Origin of the sequence: Streptomyces pactum (assembly GCF_002005225.1) — a bacterium.
Lineage (GTDB): Bacteria > Actinomycetota > Actinomycetes > Streptomycetales > Streptomycetaceae > Streptomyces > Streptomyces pactum_A.
In genome coordinates, this window is sequence record NZ_CP019724.1 from 5,430,238 (window position 1) to 5,445,964 (window position 15,727).

The 15,727-nt window shown below is 71.4% G+C and carries 13 protein-coding genes and 2 tRNA genes; 8 read left to right on the top strand and 7 right to left on the bottom strand.

From position 1 onward, the window contains the following. Nucleotides 1-173: 173 nt before the first annotated feature. Nucleotides 174-1,742: a PQQ-dependent sugar dehydrogenase gene (locus B1H29_RS23150; protein WP_234392958.1), complete on the bottom strand. Its 1,569-nt coding sequence runs from the start codon at nt 1,740-1,742 to the stop codon at nt 174-176. A 294-nt stretch (nt 1,743-2,036) separates the two neighbouring features. Here B1H29_RS23150 and B1H29_RS23155 point away from each other — a divergent pair, with 294 nt between their 5' ends. From B1H29_RS23155 to B1H29_RS23175, 5 genes are all read left to right on the top strand, one after another. Then, nucleotides 2,037-2,822, top strand: coding sequence for a hypothetical protein (locus tag B1H29_RS23155; RefSeq protein WP_055417111.1), 786 nt, complete (start codon nt 2,037-2,039; stop codon nt 2,820-2,822). 196 nt (nt 2,823-3,018) lie between these two features. Next, nucleotides 3,019-3,798, top strand: a complete 780-nt coding sequence (locus tag B1H29_RS23160) for an HAD-IIA family hydrolase (RefSeq protein ID WP_055417110.1) — start codon at nt 3,019-3,021, stop codon at nt 3,796-3,798. A 134-nt stretch (nt 3,799-3,932) separates the two neighbouring features. Then, on the top strand, nt 3,933-4,496 hold the full coding sequence (locus B1H29_RS23165) for a hypothetical protein (RefSeq protein ID WP_055417109.1): 564 nt from the start codon (nt 3,933-3,935) through the stop codon (nt 4,494-4,496). 6 nt (nt 4,497-4,502) lie between these two features. Then, nucleotides 4,503-5,174 carry a class F sortase gene (locus B1H29_RS23170; RefSeq protein ID WP_055417108.1) on the top strand — a complete coding sequence of 224 codons (672 nt, stop codon included), beginning with the start codon at nt 4,503-4,505 and terminating at the stop codon, nt 5,172-5,174. Between the two features lie 89 nt (nt 5,175-5,263). Then, on the top strand, nt 5,264-6,295 hold the full coding sequence (locus tag B1H29_RS23175) for a glycoside hydrolase family 6 protein (protein WP_055417107.1): 1,032 nt from the start codon (nt 5,264-5,266) through the stop codon (nt 6,293-6,295). 98 nt (nt 6,296-6,393) lie between these two features. Here the strand turns inward: B1H29_RS23175 and B1H29_RS23180 are convergent, their stop codons facing one another. The 3 genes from B1H29_RS23180 to B1H29_RS23190 all read right to left on the bottom strand — a co-directional run bounded on the left by B1H29_RS23180 (nt 6,394) and on the right by B1H29_RS23190 (nt 10,678). Then, nucleotides 6,394-8,331 (bottom strand): kelch motif-containing protein, encoded by a 1,938-nt coding sequence (locus tag B1H29_RS23180; RefSeq protein ID WP_055417106.1) that lies wholly within the window; start codon nt 8,329-8,331, stop codon nt 6,394-6,396. Next, nucleotides 8,328-10,322, bottom strand: a complete 1,995-nt coding sequence (locus tag B1H29_RS23185; RefSeq protein ID WP_055417105.1) for a glycosyltransferase family 2 protein — start codon at nt 10,320-10,322, stop codon at nt 8,328-8,330. Before B1H29_RS23185 ends, B1H29_RS23180 begins: the two co-directional genes overlap by 4 nt. A 282-nt stretch (nt 10,323-10,604) precedes the next feature. Next, nucleotides 10,605-10,678: transfer RNA gene (locus B1H29_RS23190), tRNA-Lys, on the bottom strand. A gap of 209 nt (nt 10,679-10,887) precedes the next feature. Here B1H29_RS23190 and B1H29_RS23195 point away from each other — a divergent pair. The 3 genes from B1H29_RS23195 to B1H29_RS23205 all read left to right on the top strand — a co-directional run bounded on the left by B1H29_RS23195 (nt 10,888) and on the right by B1H29_RS23205 (nt 13,838). Continuing rightward, entirely contained in the window at nt 10,888-11,901 is a 1,014-nt protein-coding gene (locus B1H29_RS23195; RefSeq protein WP_055417104.1) for a peptidoglycan-binding protein, read from the top strand. Nucleotides 11,902-11,961: 60 nt separating this feature from the next. After that, the gene (locus B1H29_RS23200; RefSeq protein ID WP_055417103.1) at nt 11,962-13,116 is read left to right on the top strand and encodes an SPFH domain-containing protein; all 1,155 of its coding nucleotides are present in this window, start codon (nt 11,962-11,964) and stop codon (nt 13,114-13,116) included. A gap of 116 nt (nt 13,117-13,232) precedes the next feature. After that, complete coding sequence (locus B1H29_RS23205) at nt 13,233-13,838, top strand: lytic polysaccharide monooxygenase auxiliary activity family 9 protein (protein WP_055417102.1); 606 nt, start codon at nt 13,233-13,235, stop codon at nt 13,836-13,838. Between the two features lie 61 nt (nt 13,839-13,899). Here B1H29_RS23205 and B1H29_RS23210 read toward each other — a convergent pair. The 3 genes from B1H29_RS23210 to B1H29_RS23220 all read right to left on the bottom strand — a co-directional run bounded on the left by B1H29_RS23210 (nt 13,900) and on the right by B1H29_RS23220 (nt 15,559). Continuing rightward, nucleotides 13,900-13,973: transfer RNA gene (locus B1H29_RS23210), tRNA-Lys, on the bottom strand. 123 nt (nt 13,974-14,096) lie between these two features. After that, nucleotides 14,097-14,855: an IclR family transcriptional regulator gene (locus tag B1H29_RS23215; protein WP_055417101.1), complete on the bottom strand. Its 759-nt coding sequence runs from the start codon at nt 14,853-14,855 to the stop codon at nt 14,097-14,099. A gap of 251 nt (nt 14,856-15,106) precedes the next feature. Then, a complete protein-coding gene (locus B1H29_RS23220; protein ID WP_055417100.1) occupies nt 15,107-15,559 on the bottom strand; it encodes a hypothetical protein in 453 nt (150 codons plus the stop codon). Nucleotides 15,560-15,727: the final 168 nt, after the last annotated feature.

Consider the following 15,727-nt stretch of genomic DNA (forward strand, 5'->3'; position numbering starts at 1 on the left):
GACAACCGCTCCGCTCGAGGCCCTGTGGGCCGCGCCCGGCCACGCCCGCCTGCGTGCCCCTGTGGGCCGCGCCTGGGCTACGTCCGTCTGCGTGCCCCTGTGGGCCGCGCTGGGCTACGTCCGTCTGCGTGCCCCTGCGCGCCGCGCCTTGCCGCGCCCGCCTGCGCCGCCGCTCAGCGGCCCACCGCGCACGCGTCCCCGTTGAGCATGAAGCGCGGCGGCGGCGACGCGTCACCGGTGTGCTCGGCGAGGTAGCCCAGCGTGACGCTCGCGCCCGGCGCGATCGTGGCGTTGTGCGGGGCGCTGCCCGCCGAGACCGTGTTGCTCCCCTGCGTCAGCTCCGTGTTCCAGTCGGAGACGACGCGCTGCCCGAGGGCCAGCGGGAACTCGAGCGTCCAGCCGTTCACCGGGGCGTCGCCGGTGTTGGTGACGGTGAGGTCGACCGTCGTACCGGTGCCCCAGGCCGTGACCGTGCGGTCCACCCGGCAGGTGGGTTCCTCGCGCGTGAACGACATGCGGTGCAGGCCGCCGGGCAGGTCGTTCACCACGTAGAACTCCCCGTCCACGGTCGTGCCGATCGACGTCACCTGGGTGGGCGTCTCGCCGATCTCGGCCTGCTCGTAGCCGCCTCGGCCGTCGGGCCGCAGCGCCCACACGGTGGACGAGCAGTAGTCGGTGGCGATGTAGGTGCCGCCGACCAGGTCGGCGTACTGCCGGCCCCGGTAGACGTGGCCGCCGATGACCGAGCAGCCGCCGGTGTAGGGGGAGTAGGTGAAGACCGGCTCGGTGTACTCCTCGCCGGGCACGCAGTCCCCGTCGGTGAACTTCTCCAGCCCCTCGTAGCAGGACCAGCCGAGGTTCAGTCCGCCCTGGCCGGCGGGAATGTGGTCGACCTCCTCCCAGCGGCCCTGGCCGACGTCGCCGATCCACAGGGAGCCGTCGGCGGCGTCGAAGGAGAAGCGCCAGGGGTTGCGCAGCCCGTACAGCCAGATCTCCTCGCGGGCGCCGGGGGTGCCGACGAAGGGGTTGTCGTCGGGGACGCAGTAGGCGAGCGGGGCGCAGGCGCGGCTCACGTCGATGCGCATGATCTTGCCCAGCAGGGTGTCCAGCCGCTGCCCGGCGTCGAAGGGGTCGCCGGAGCCGCCGCCGTCGCCGATGCTCCAGTACAGGTCGCCGTCGGGGCCGAACGCGAGCTGGCCGCCGTTGTGGTTGCTGTACTCGGCGTGTGCCTGGGAGAGCAGGACCTCCAGGCGGGACTCGTCGAGCCGGTAGCGGGCGAGGGTGACCGCGCCGTCGGGGAGTGCCGTGTACGCCAGGTACAGGTCCGGGCTGTCGGCGAAGTCCGGCGGGAGCGCGATGCCGAGCAGGCCGCGCTCGTTGCCCGACTCGTCCACGGACGGGGTGATGTCGAGCAGCGGGGCCTGGGCCAGGCCGGTGTCCGGGTGGTAGACGCGGACCCTGCCGGACTTCTCGGTGATGAACAGCCGGTCCGTGCCGTCGTCGGGGGCGGCGAGGGCGGTGGGCCGTCTCAGCCCGGAGGCGACCTGGGTGGTGGTGGCGTTGAGCGACGGGAGGGGGACGGACGCCTTGACCGGTCCCGGGACCGGTCCCGGGACCGGCCCCGCTGTCGCTGTCGCTGTCGCTGCCACTGCCGCGGAGGCGGGGGTCAGGGCGGTCAGCAGGAGGACCGGCAGCAGCGCCGCGGCGAGGGTGCTCAGGACGAGCGTCAGGCGACGCCGCACGTGACGGACATGTATATGACAACGCATGAGTCCTACTCGTCCTTCTTTCCGTGGGCGTCGATGGTGTGGGAGCGCTCCCGCGCTCCCGCACTCAGGCTGCGACTCATGAGGCGGAGGGGCAACGCGTGATTGCGCCACTTTCGCGCCGCCTGGCGCGAACAGGGTCCGTCGGCGGTCGTCGCGTCGGGCCGCCGGTCGAGGGGCGCCGGCCGAGGGGCGCCGGTCCTCCGTCCGGGTGTCATGGCTCGGATGGCGGTGCCCGGGGCCGCGATCCATCGGCACGATCATGTGTTTATGCGACTGTTCACGCCCGCGTCCCCCGGCCTGGTGGCGGCAGCCGCCCTCCTGGCCGCCACCGCGTCCGCCGTCCCCGCACACGCGGATCCCCGGGCCCCGCTGCCCGCCTGCACGGCCCCGGACGACCACACCTTCCCCCTCACCACCCGCATCCACGGCGGCCCCGCCGGCTACGAGGCGGGCGGTGGCTACGGCACCTGGTACGTGGACCTCACCAACACCACCTCCCGCACCTGCGAGGGAATCCACCCGGTCGTCGTCCTCGTCGACGAGAAGCGGACCCTGGAGCCCTCGCAGGCCCGCCTGGAGTTCTACGACGGCTCCCAGCCGCACCCCGTCGTCTTCGAGGCGACCGACCGGGACGAGCTGATCGGCGCGTTCGGTGACGCCGTCGACGCGAGCGCCGGCTTCCCCGGCTTCACCGTCGGCCCCGGCAAGACCCGCACCGTGAAGGTGCGGCTCGCGCTCACCTCGGACGCCGCTCCCAACGAGGTCACCGCCAACGCGGCCGTGGTCCAGCGGCGCGGCGGCGACGGCGAGTGGATCGGCCAGTCGAACGACTACCGGTTCCGCATCGGCACCGGTGCGCCGGCCGCCGCGACGAGCACCGGCCCCGCCACCCCGTCCGTCGCCGCCACCCCGGACGACCAGGGCACCGGCATCCCCTTCGCCGACGAACTCGCCGGCACCGGACTGGGCCGGATGGACGCGGCCCTGGGCGCCACCGCCCTGCTCATCGCCGCCGGCGGCGTGGCCGTACTGCTGACCCGCAGACGCCGCTGATTCGGCCCGGAGCCTGGAGTCCCGGGCGCGGAGCCTGGAGTCCCGGGCGCGGAGCCTGGAGTCCCGGACGCGGAGCCCGGAGTCCCGGACGCGGAGCCCACCGTCCGCCCGCCGGAAGCTGAGACGGCCGTTCCCACAAGATCCTGCGCTGTTTAGGCTGGGGCGCACGCTGGACCGCGCAGGAGGAGACCCGCACATGGCAGACCGCAAGCCCATCGAGTCGTGGCTCACCGACATGGACGGCGTCCTCATCCACGAGGGCGTGCCGATCCCCGGCGCCGACGCCTTCATCAAGAGGCTCCGCGAGTCCGGCAAGCCCTTCCTGGTCCTCACCAATAACTCGATCTACACCCCGCGCGACCTGCACGCCCGGCTGCGCCGCATGGGCCTGGAGGTGCCGATCGAGTCGATCTGGACCTCGGCGCTGGCCACCGCCAAGTTCCTGGACGACCAGCGGCCGGGCGGCTCGGCGTACGTCATCGGCGAGGCCGGTCTGACCACCGCGCTGCACGACATCGGCTACATCCTCACCGACCACGAGCCCGACTACGTGGTCCTCGGCGAGACCCGCACCTACTCCTTCGAGGCCATGACGAAGGCGGTCCGGCTGATCAACGCGGGCGCCCGGTTCATCTGCACCAACCCCGACGAGACCGGCCCCTCCACCGAGGGACCGCTCCCGGCGACCGGCGCGGTGGCCGCCCTGATCACCAAGGCGACCGGCAAGCAGCCGTACTTCGCGGGCAAGCCCAACCCGCTGATGATGCGCACCGGGCTGAACGCGATCGGCGCCCACTCCGAGAGCAGCGCGATGATCGGCGACCGCATGGACACCGACGTGCTGGCCGGCATCGAGGCCGGCATGCAGACCTTTCTCGTGCTCACCGGCCTGACCCGGCCCGAGCAGGTCGAGAACTTCCCGTACCGCCCGTCCAAGGTGGTCGACTCCATCGCCGACCTGGTCGAACGGGTCTGAAACCGGTACGCCGGCCCGTACGCCCACGGCAAACCCCGAGCCCCTCGGTATGACCCGTTCGGAGCAGCCGGGCCCCCGCGCGGGATGCGGGGGCCGGTTCCGCGGGGGAGTCTCCAGGTAACCGGAGGTGGACGATGGGCTCACTGAAAGTCGCTCTCTGTGCCGGGGCCGCGCTGGCCGCGGCGCTCGCACCGATCGCGGCCCGCACACCGGCCGCGCACGCGGTGGACGGCGGTGGCGTCTCGGTGTCACCGTCCACACCCGCGCCCGGCGGCGACGTCGAGCTCCGCGTGGCGGACTGCACCGAGAAGACGGCCCTCGCCGTGTCGGCGGCGTTCGTCTCGGACCTGAAGCTCACCGTGGCCGCGAGGGACGGCGTCCTCGTCGGCGCCGGCACGGTCCGCTCCACCACGGAGGCCGGCGCGTACGCCGTGCGGGTCGAGTGCGGCGGTGACGCCCGCGAGGGCACCATCACCGTCGCCGGGCCGCGGCGCCCGGCGGCGCCCGCCTCGCCCGTCGCCCCCGTCGACGCGGGCGGCGGCGGCACCGCGCGGCTGGCCGCCGCCGACACCCGGGACGAGGCCCGTCCCGAACCCCCCGGCACGGCGCACACCGTGACCGGTCTGGTCCTCGCCGGCATCGCCGCCGTCGCCGTCGCGCTGCGCGGGGTCCGCAGCCGGGGCCTCGGAACGGACTGACCGACCATGTCCGGACCGGACCAGCGACGCGCCGTCGGCTCCGGCCGCCCGGTGACCGGCATCGCCTGGGTGGTGCTGCTCCTGGGGCTGTGGCTGTGGGGCCGCGAGGCCACCGACGTGCGCGAGGGCGTATCCCGGCCCGCCACCGGCGACATGGCGGCGGCCGGCCGGCCCCCCGGCATACCCCTGCCCCCCGCGCACGCGCCCCTCGACGGCGCCGTGCCGCAGCGGCTCGACGTCCCCCGGCTCGGCATCCGGGCCCCGGTCGTGGCCCGCGGCCTCGACGCCGAGGGCGCCATCGAACCACCGCCCTTCGACCGGCCCGGCTCCGTCGGCTGGTACGCGGACGGCGTGACGCCGGGCGAGGCGGGGACCGCGCTGATGGTGGGCCACGTCGACACCGAGACCCGGCCCGCCGTCTTCTACGAGATCAGCACCCTGGAGCCCGGCGAGACGATCCGGGTGGCCCGCGAAGCCGCCGAGGCCGCCGAGTTCACCGTCGACGACGTCAAGGTCCACACCCGCGACGGCTTCGACGCCCGGCAGGCCTACGGGCCGCACCGCACGGGCCGCGCCGAACTCCGTCTGATCACCTGCGGCGGCACCTTCGACCGCGCCACCGGCAGCTACACGGCCAACGTGGTCGTCTCGGCGTACCTCACGGGCACCGGCCCCTGACAACCTCCGGGCCGGTATTCGGGAACCGCGTGGGCGTCGCGGGCGTATGTCAGGATTGAGCCTTGGAACAGTGCACCCAGGGGGGTTGGATGTACGGCAGCAGGGGGGCCGGAGCCTTGTCCACGAGGCGGGCGTCCGCGGCGGTGCTGGGGGCGGCACTGCTGCTCGCGGGCTGCTCCTCGTCCGGTGACGGCGGGGACGAGGACCAGGACAAGAACGCGGGCGCCGGGATAACGCAGCAGCCCAAGGAGGCCGACCCGTTCTGGGTCAATCCGGACGGCAACGCGGCCCGGCAGCTCGCGGCCTTGCAGAAGTCCGACGACAAGGACCAGGCCGAGCAGATCCGCAAGATCGCCCAGCAGCCGACCGGCGAGTGGATCAGCCCGGAGAACCCCGAGGAGCAGGCCCGCGGATTCACCGAGGCCGCCGACGAGGCCGGCCGCACCGCCCTCCTCGTCCTCTACAACATCCCGCACCGCGACTGCGGCCAGTACTCGGGCGGCGGCGCCGCCGACGGCGACGCCTACCGCGACTTCGTCGACGGCGTGGCCAAGGGCATCGGCGACCGCTCCGCCACGGTCATCCTGGAACCGGACGCGGTGCTCCACCTGGTGGACGGCTGCACCCCGGAGCAGTTCCACGAGGAGCGCTACGACCTTCTCAAGGGCGCCATCGGCAAGCTCACCGCGCTGAAGAACACCAAGGTCTACCTGGACGCGGGCAACGCCGGCTGGGGCCACCCCGACCAGATCTTCGAGCCGCTGAAGTGGGCGGGCATCGACCAGGCCGACGGCTTCTCGGTCAACGTCTCGAACTTCTACACCACCCAGGACTCCATCGCCTACGGCAAGCAGCTCTCCGCCAAGGTCGGCGGCAAGCACTTCGTCATCGACACCAGCCGCAACGGCAACGGCCCCTACACGGAGGGCGACCCGGGCGAACGCTGGTGCAACCCGCCGGGCCGGGCCCTCGGTGAAACGCCGACGACGAAGACGGCCGACCCCCTGGTCGACGCCTACCTGTGGGTCAAGCGTCCCGGGGAGTCGGACGGCGAGTGCAAGGGCGGCCCGAAGGCGGGCGAGTGGTGGCCCGAGTACGCCTTGGAGTTGGCGCAGGGATAAGCGCCCCAGGGGCGCGGGGCTGTGTCATCTGCGGCTGCCGCCGCGTGGGCGCGATCAACCGCGACGCTCCCCGCGCCCGACAAGCACTCGCGGGAGCGCTACGGCACGTGCACCCACTCCGCCTTGGAAGGCGTGCCCTCGCCGTCGGTCACGAACATCATGTACCACCCGGACTGAACGAGGTTCTTGTTCTCAGGAACCGTCACCGTCAACTGATCCCCGTCCGCCTTGAAGTCCAGCGCGATCGACCGCTGATCCACGTCAGTGACATGCGTCGACGCACTCGGCCGGATCAGCCGCACCTTCTTGACCGTCCCGGCCGCCCGGGACGTGAACGTGCCCGACTCGCCGCGCTCGATGGTCTGCGGTCCGCCCGACAGGTCCGGCCGCGAGTCCCGGTACAGGTACGGCGGCGTGTAGATCTCGATGCGCTGCTCGAACTTGCCCGGCTTGGTGTTGGCCTTGTCGGCGTAGAGCGAGTCCGAGCCGAAGAACATCAGGCGCCCGTCGGGCAGCAGGATCGATCCGGAGTGGTAGTTCCGGCCGACCAGCGGATCCGCGACCCGCTCGAACTCGTTCGTGCCCGGGTGGTACAGCCGGGCCTCGAGGATGTTGGAGTCGCTCCGGCCCCGGTAGTCCTCGGAACCGCCGGAGACCAGCACACTGTCGTCCGGCAGGATCGAGGCCTGCGGATAGCGCGTGCCCTTGTCCAGCGACGGACCGTCCACGAACTTCGGGTCGTCGGCCTTCAGGTCGACGATCCTGGTCTTCTCGCTGGACAGCTTGGACTCGCCGACCCCGCCACCGCCGATCACCATGTACTTCTCGTCCTGCGCCGGCGGCAGCAGCACCGAGTTCGCGGTCTCCAGCATGTCCGGGTCGCTCAGGCCGGGAACCTTGGTGAACTTGTTGGTCTCCACGTCCCAGATGCCCGGGTCGCGGCCCACGTCGTCGGGGCCGTAGCCGGCGTTCGCACCCGAGTAGAAGATCTTGCCGTTCTGCATCAGGAACAGCGCCGGGTACGTCGGGAACTGGCGGACCTTCTCGGTGTAGGTCCACTCCTTGGTCTTCGGGTCGTAGATCTCGTTTTTGCCCGGGACGAGCTGGCCGATGTCGTCGAGGCCGGAGACGCTGAGGATCTTGCCGTCGCTCAGGGTGGTGAGCGTCGGGTACCAGCGGGCCTCGTGCATCGGGTCGACCTTGATGTACTTCTCGGCGACCGGGTCGAACTCGAAGGCGTCCCGGATGCCCTGGAAGTCCTTCTTGTCGAGGGCGAGCTTCTGCGCGATGCCGTACGTGTTGCGCGCGTCGGCGCCCGACAGACCCCGGACGCGGTAGTTGTCCTGAGTACCCGTCTGGTATTCCCGGCCGCTCTTCTCGGCCTCGACGTAGATCCGGCCGATGCCCGGGTCGTTGCGCAGGAACTCGCCGGTCTCCTCGTCGAAGACCTTCTCGGCGCGGGGCACCAGCACCGGGTCCTTGGAGACGAACGTCTTCTTGTTCTCCTTGCCGGTGAACTTGGTGCCCGCCGGCAGGGTGATCGGCTTGTCCGGGTTCTCGTTGTGGACGATCATCAGGCCACCGGCCTTGGTGACGTCACCCTTGAGCTTCTCGTACCGCTTGGTGCCGCCCGCGATCAGCAGGTTGCCGTTGGCGAGCTGGGTGTGGCCGGTGCAGAACAGGTCGGTGGGCGTCGGCACCTTCTTGATGGTCCCCTTGACCGGGTCCCAGATCCGGGTGTCGAACCGCTTCGCGTCGAAGTTGTCCTGGTTGTTGCCCGACCCGGCGACGAGCAGCACCTTGCCGGTGCGCAGCAGCGCCGCGTGGATGGTGTTCTGCCGGTACTTCTCGGGAAACTCGACGATCTCCCACTTGCCGTTGGCGGCCTTGTACTCCGGCTTGTTGATCTTGTACTGGTGGTATTTCTCGGTTCCGAAGCGGTAGAGCCACGGCCCGTTCATCCCGGCCAGCGCGACTACCACCGCCGTACCTATCGCGAAGCGACGGGCGCGACGGCGGCCGGCACGGTCCTTCATTCCTTACGTCCCCCAAGTCCACCAAGGGCGATCTGCATGGTCTGGTCGTTGCCTCCGTCGGAGGCCGCCCAACTGGGCTTCTGCTGCGGCGCGTGCGGCGCGTGCGGCGCGTAGGTCTGCGCGGGCACCGCGTCCGCGGGTGCCGCCTGCTGCGACGGGACCCGCGGTGCGGGCTCCGCCGCCACGGCCGGCGGCTGCTTCTTCGCCTTCCGCAGTTCGTGGCGCCAGGCGAACATCGGCGACGCGGTGATCAGCAGCGCGAACGTCGCCCAGATGATCATCGCGGGGTGCGAGTGCCCGTAGACGAAGCCCGCGGTGATCGAGCCGCCGAAGATCACGATGAAGTACCAGTGGTACCGGAAGGTTCCGAAGAGGGTGTCCGGGCTGGCCGAGTCGCCCTTCGGCGTGACCACGAACTTGCTCTTGCGGCGCAGCACCGAGTCGATGAGCGCCTTCGCGTACAGCGGCGCCGACAGCGCGGACATCACCATGCCGGCCACACCGCCGGAGCCCTCCGGCTCGTGCGGCGAGACGTTGTGGCGGCGGTTCCAGACGTACAGGCCGATCTGGAGGGCGGAGGCGTTGCCGTAGAGCATCAGCCAGACCGCCGGGTCGATGTTCACACCCGAGGCGCCCAGGCCCAGGAACAGGCAGCAGCTCAGCGCCGCCAGGATCCAGTTCAGGGCCGACATCGGGTAGAAGATGATCATCATCGTGTAGTTGAAGAGCTTGCTCGGCGGGAGCGAGTACCAGCCCTTCCAGTACTGCTTGAGGATCGTCTCGTACGTCCCCCGGGACCAGCGCATCTGCTGGGTGAAGAAGTCCGTCCAGGCGTTCGGGCCCTCGCCCACCGCGAGCACGTCCGGGGTGTAGACCGAGCGCCACTTGCGGCCCGTGGCCGGGTTCTTGTGGCGGTGGATCTCGAAGCCGGTCGCCATGTCCTCGGTGATCGAGTCGTACAGACCGCCGATCTGCTTGAGCGCGCTGATGCGGACCGCGTTCGAGGTGCCCACGAACATCGGCGAGCCGTACCGGTTGCCGGCGCGCTGGATCAGCGCGTGGAAGAGGAACTGCTGCGACTCGGCGGCCTTGGTGATCGGGTTGTCGTAGTTGCCGTAGACCTGCGGGCCGATGACGAAGCCGACGTCCGGGTCGCGGAAGAAGCCGAGCATCCGCTCCAGGTAGTTGGGCAGCGGCACGTGGTCGGTGTCGACGGAGGCGAAGAAGTCGTAGTCGCCGCCGTGCGCGTCGAGCCAGGCGTTGTAGTTGCCGTGCTTGGTCTTGGCGCGGTGCGGGCCCTTGGGCATGTTCCACTTCGCGACGCCCTTGCGGGAGAAGTGGTGCACGCCGAGGCGCTCGCAGACCGCCTTCACCTCGGGGTCGTCGCCCTCGTCGAGGAGCCAGACGTGCATCAGGCCGCGGTGGCGGATCTTCACGGCCGCCTCCAGGGTCTTCGTCACCATCTCCAGCGGCTCCTTGCCGGGCACGAAGGAGGTGAGGAAGGCGACCCGGGTGCCGGTCTCGGGCACCACCGGGATCGGGTCCCGGGCGACCAGCGTCGCGTGGGCGTTCGACAGCACGTTCAGGCAGCGGAACAGCTCGATCAGGCCGATCGAGACGAGCATCACGATGTCGAGCGTGGGCAGCCAGTCGAAGGACACGTAGTCGCGCTCGGTCCAGTGCGTGGGCTGCAGCAGCCAGACCAGCAGCACCACCGACAGCAGCGGGGCGGCGGCCAGCATCAGCGCGACCCGGACGCGGTGCGGCTCCTGCGAGATCAGCGAGCGGTACTGCACCTTGTAGGGCTTGTGCGGGTCGGGCTGGGTGAGGGGGCCCGCGAGCCGGCTGTAGTGCTCGTAGTCGTACCTCGGCAGGGTCTTCTGTATCCGGCGGAACGAGCCGGTGTTCCAGGTCCGATGCGCGGGCACCCTGAGCTGGGTGGTCTGGGACGGGTCGTGGTCCTGCCCGGCGCCCGTCGGCGTCGACGTCATGAGTCATCCCCCCACACGCGGGTCAGCGCGTGTTTCGTCGCTTCCTTCGCCCGTCCGGTCCCCCTCGACCTTCACGGACGTAACAGTGGTGGGTTGCTGTCACCACGGCATCCACACCTTATATAGACATGGAACGGCGACCCCCGGTTGCATGATGCCCCCCTCGGCATCCGGCCCCGCAACCGGACCAGGGTTCTACGGTGTTCGTCTTGATCGCAAGACGTCCGGGGACCGAGTACGCCGAAGGCCCCCCGTGTGCTACGGGGGGCCTTCGGTTGTCGGTGCGCCGCCAGGGACTCGAACCCCGGACCCGCTGATTAAGAGTCAGCTGCTCTAACCAACTGAGCTAGCGGCGCCTGCTGACCTGCACAACTCTACCGGATGCCGGACGGTGCTCCGGACCGTCCCCGGGCGCCTCCGGCAGCCTGTGCGGGGGCGCCGCCGACGGCCGTGTACATCATTCGGACCGTCAACATGCGCGCGACGAGGACAGTTGAGAAACTGACCGACATGTACCGAAGTACACCGCCGCGGACTTTTTCACCGGGAGTGTGAGGGGAATCCCATGGAGGCTCCCGTATTCGAGGAAATCGACCCCGCGAGCGACTGCGACTGCCCCGGCTGCCGTCACTGGCGCCGCGTCCTGCCGCATTCCCCGGCCGGCCGCGCCCCCGCCCATCCGGCGGCCCACCGCGCGCTGGCCGTGGCCGCGGCCGCCGCCACCGGGATGCTGTGCGCGGGGCAGGCGGCAGCGGCCCCGACCGCCGTCCACGCACCCCACCTGCCGGGCGTCGGGGCAGGTGGAGAGCCTGACACCCCCCAGGGCCCCAGGGCGCCGCTGCACGGCTCGACCGGCGCGCCGACGACACCCCCGGCCGGGGCGGAACCGGCCGCGATCACCCGTACGGAGATCATCGAGCGGGCCAAAACCTGGGTCACCGCGAAAGTCCCCTACAGCACCGCTTACTGGTCCGACGGTTACCGGCAGGACTGCTCGGGTTATGTGTCGATGGCCTGGCAACTGCCCACGAACGAATGGACGGGCAGCCTCGGCACATTCGCCGAACGCATCACCAAGGAGGAGCTCCAGCCCGGCGACATTCTGCTGTTCCACAATGCGGCCGACCCTCAGAAAGGCTCCCATGTGGTGATCTTCGGCGGCTGGACGGACGACACGCACACCCGGTACACGGCCTACGAGCAGACCCCGCCGCACACCCGCACGCAGCCGACGCCCTACGCCTACTGGAGCGACTCGGCCAAGTACCTGCCCTACCGCTACAAGGGGGTCGCGACGAGTGCGGCGGGCAGTCCCGCCGCGGCCCCCGCCTCGCACGGCGTGGCCGGATACCCCGGACGGGCGATGTTCCGGCCGGGCGCGGACAACCCCTACGTCACCAGGCTCGGCAGGCGGCTGGTGGAGAGGGGGTTCGGCACGTACTACACGACCGGACCGGGTCCGCGCTGGGGCGAGGCGGACCGGCGGGGCGTCGAAGCCTTCCAGCGCGCCCAGGGCTGGCGCGGCGGCGCGGCGGACGGCTACCCGGGCCCGGAGACCTGGCGGCGGCTCTTCTCCTGACCGTCCGCCCGGCGCTGACCACCCGTTCATGACGCATCTGGCGCGGAGGCTGGAGCACGCATGAGTACGACCTCTTCCACGAACCCGGACACCAAGCCGCCGGCCCCGCCGGGGCCCGGAGCCCCCGAAGGGGCGGCGCAGGCCGGCCACCGGCCCGCCCGGCTCATCCGCAACGAGGCCACCACCGAGATCCCCGTCCACCTGCTGTTCCGCGACGATCCCGATCCGGCGCCGGTGCCGCTGGGCCCCGCGGTCGTCGGCCGCAGGCAGGGCACGGGGGAGCAGCCCCGGACGCGGCGCCCGGTCGCCGCGCGCCCGCGTCCGGCGCCGAGCGTCGACCCGGAGCTGGCGGAGAGTCCGGGCCGGGTGCTGCCCGGTGCGGTGGGGGTGGCCGGCGGATTCTGCGGGGCGGCGGGCTGCGCGGTCACCTCCTGGTGGGCCGGGGTCGTACCGCCGCTCGCCGCCCAGGCGCTGGGGCTGCCGTCGTACGCGGGGGCGGGGCTCGGGCCCGCGCAGTGGGCGGCGTACGCGGCCGCCGGGGCGCTGGGGCTGTTCGGGTTCGGCGGGCTGGCCCGGGGCCGGACCGGACGGGCCTGGGTGCTCGGCCTGTTCGGCCGCTACCGGGGGACCGTCCGGCGCACCGGCCTGATGTGGGTCAACCCGCTGCTGCTGCGCCGCCGGGTCGACGTCCGGCTGCGGCACTGGCGCAGTGAGCCGGTGCCCGCGGCCGACGGCAACGGGGTCGCGCTGAGGGCGGTGCTGCTGGTGGTGTGGCGGGTGCGGGACACGGCGCGGGCCACGCTGGGCGTCGAGGACCACGAGGCGTATCTGCGCCAGTGTGTCGAGGCGGCGCTGGCCCGGGTCCCGGTGGAGCCGGTCGGCACGGTCCGCAGCTCGGCGGACGTGGCCGGCGACACGCTGACCCGGCTGGTGACGGCCGACGCGGCGCCGGTCGGCCTGGAGGTGTTCTCGGTGCGGCCGGTCCGGGTGGAGTACGCCCCCGAGGTGGCCGCCGCGATGCACCGGCGCCGGATCGCCGCGCTGGACGCGGCGCAGCGGGCGAGCGTGCTCACCTCGGTCGTGGACTCGGTGGAGGACACGGTGACCCGGCTGACCGTGCGCGGGCTGGTCGAACTCGACGACTACGAGCGCAAGGTGCTGGTGAAGGACCTGACGGTGGCGTTCTGCGCGGGGCGGGGGGACACCGGGCCCTGACCCGTTCCCCGGTTTCCCCTATTGGTATGGACATGTTCAACCAACGGCAATAATCTGAGACTTGGTCTAGACCTGCACGGCTCACTGAACTTCCCCCACGTCACAGGAGCAGCAGTATGCGTACCAGGACCAAGTTGTACGCCGCCGCGGTGGGCATGGCGACCACCGGAGCCCTCGTGCTCTCGTCCGGCGGTGCCAGCGGCCACGGCTACACCGACCTGCCGGTCAGCCGGCAGAAGGTCTGCCAGAACGGCGCCGTCAGCGGTTGCGGTGCCATCCAGTGGGAGCCGCAGAGCGTCGAGGGCCCCAAGGGCTTCCCGGCGGGCGGACCGGCCGACGGGCGGATATGTTCCGCAGGCAACACCCGGTTCGCCCCGCTCGACAGCCCGAAGACCCCGAACGGCCGGGCGTGGCCGACCACCAGGGTGAACGGCGGACAGAACTACACCTTCCGCTGGCAGTTCACGGCCCGGCACGCCACGACCGACTTCCGGTACTACGTCACCAAGCCGGGCTGGAACCAGAACCACAACCTGTCCCGGTCCGACCTCAACCTCACGCCGTTCTTCACGGTGCCCTACGGCGGCAAGCAGCCGCCGGCCACCCTCTCCCACAGCGGCACGCTGCCGTCCGGGCTGAGCGGGCACCACGTCATCCTCGCGGTGTGGACGGTCGCCGACACGGGCAACGCGTTCTACGCGTGCTCGGACGTGACCTTCTGAACCGGCGGCCGACCGGACGGACGAAGGGCCCCCTCGCCTGGGCGAGGGGGCCCTTCCACTGTGCGCCGCCAGGGACTCGAACCCCGGACCCGCTGATTAAGAGTCAGCTGCTCTAACCAACTGAGCTAGCGGCGCATGACTCCCGCCGTCCGCTTCCCGCGGCCGGCGACGACGAAAATACTACCCGGTCCCGGGCAGTGCTCCCGACCACGCGCCCGGGCGACCGGTGACCGGTGGTCTAGATCGGTCTGGATCGGTCTAGATCGCCAGCGACAGCAGGACCGGCGCCGCGTTCCGGTTCAGCTCGTCCGCGGCCCGGCGCAGCCGGTGGGCGTGCTCGACCGGCAGGGACAGGGCCAGGCAGCCCACGGCGGAACCGGCCGTGATCGGGACGGCCGCGCAGACCGTGCCCACCGCGTACTCCTGGAGGTCGAGGACGGGCACGGTGGGCGGCTGGGACTCCAGCCGGGACAGCAGCAGTTGGTCGCTGGTGATGGTGCGCGAGGTCAGGCGGGCCATCTTGTGCCGGGCCAGGTGGTCGCGGCGGCCCGCGTGGTCGAGCTGGGTCAGCAGGCTCTTGCCGACCGCGGTGGCGTGCGCCGAGACACGGAAGTCCACCCACTCGTTCACCTTGGGCGTGGCCGGGCTGTCGGCGTACTGGGTGACGCTGACCTCGCCGTCGACGTACCGGCTGATGTAGACGGCGGCGCCCACCGAATCGCGCAGCCGGTCCAGGGTGTGCTGCAGTTTCTCGCGCAGGGCCTGCTCGCGGCCGTGCGCCGAGCCCAGGCGGGCCAGGGCCTCGCCGGGGACGTACGCGCCGTCGGTGGTCTGCTCGACGTAGCCCTCGCGGCGCAGCATGCGCAGGAGCGTGGTCAGCCGCTCCCGGTCGAGGCCGGTCAGCCGGGCGAGTTCGGTCTCCGTGACTCCGGTGGTGTGCCGCGTCACCGTCTCCAGGACGCGCAGGGCGTCCTGGGCCGAGTGGTGCGGCGCGGTCGGCTTGTGCTGAAGCGCCACGGTGGTCTCCCCCTGCGCTCGCTGGTGGGCCCCTGCCCCTGTCCCCGCCTGTGCCCCCGATCCGGACAGCGGATCCCCTTCACGATAGCCGCCGGGCGGCCCGGCGTGAGGGGGTGTTGGCGAGATTCCGGGGCCCCCAACTGCGGCGCTGACCCGCTGGCATATGCCAGCGGCGTGCCCCAGCGCTCCGACCTCGGGCGTTGGGGCACGCGCGGTGCGTGGTCGCGGTGCCACGCCGGGGACGTCTCGGGTCACGAGGTGGAACTGAACTTCGGGTCGCCCCCGGTGCCGAGCAGGGTGCCGCCCTCCCACAGACCGATCTCCCAGTAGATCGTGGAGTTCTCCGGGATCTCGTCGTGGAAGCCGTCGCACACCTGCCAGCCCGCCGAGGAGCCGCCGTGCTCGTAGCAGCGGAAGTTGTCGCCGGTCCGGTTCACCGTGCCGCGCACCTCTATGTGGTGGCCGTCGGCCAGGGTGTCGCGGACGTAGAACTTGTCACCGTAGGGCCGGAAGCACGCCAGGCCGGCCGTCGCGCGGGGGTTCTCGTAGCCGGTGACCTCGTTGCAGTTCGCGTCGAGCGTCGGGGAGGTCGACGTCGCGGAGGCCTGCTCCGAGTGGAGCGTGGCGGCGGAGGCGGAGCCGCCGAGGAAGGCGACGAGGGCGAACGCGGCCGTGGTGACGAACACGGGGGCGGTGAATTTCACTGTCTGTCTCACTCCTGCGGTGTGCGGGGCCTGGCTGTGGATACCTGTTCGATCGACGTGACGGGTGGGCTTCCGGGCCCGGCTCTCCCGGCCGGAACACTCGTCCTCTTATGGCGCGCTCATGACAATATGGGCGGGTTTGTGATGCCGTAAGGCCTTTGTCGGCCC

Coding starts and splice junctions, on each gene's coding strand:
- B1H29_RS23155 (WP_055417111.1), top strand. CDS start 2,037: ATGCGACTGTTCACGCCCGCGTCCCCCGGCCTGGTGGCGGCAGCCGCC.
- B1H29_RS23160 (WP_055417110.1), top strand. CDS start 3,019: ATGGCAGACCGCAAGCCCATCGAGTCGTGGCTCACCGACATGGACGGC.
- B1H29_RS23165 (WP_055417109.1), top strand. CDS start 3,933: ATGGGCTCACTGAAAGTCGCTCTCTGTGCCGGGGCCGCGCTGGCCGCG.
- B1H29_RS23170 (WP_055417108.1), top strand. CDS start 4,503: ATGTCCGGACCGGACCAGCGACGCGCCGTCGGCTCCGGCCGCCCGGTG.
- B1H29_RS23175 (WP_055417107.1), top strand. CDS start 5,264: ATGTACGGCAGCAGGGGGGCCGGAGCCTTGTCCACGAGGCGGGCGTCC.
- B1H29_RS23180 (WP_055417106.1), bottom strand. CDS start 8,331: ATGAAGGACCGTGCCGGCCGCCGTCGCGCCCGTCGCTTCGCGATAGGT.
- B1H29_RS23185 (WP_055417105.1), bottom strand. CDS start 10,322: ATGACGTCGACGCCGACGGGCGCCGGGCAGGACCACGACCCGTCCCAG.
- B1H29_RS23195 (WP_055417104.1), top strand. CDS start 10,888: ATGGAGGCTCCCGTATTCGAGGAAATCGACCCCGCGAGCGACTGCGAC.
- B1H29_RS23200 (WP_055417103.1), top strand. CDS start 11,962: ATGAGTACGACCTCTTCCACGAACCCGGACACCAAGCCGCCGGCCCCG.
- B1H29_RS23205 (WP_055417102.1), top strand. CDS start 13,233: ATGCGTACCAGGACCAAGTTGTACGCCGCCGCGGTGGGCATGGCGACC.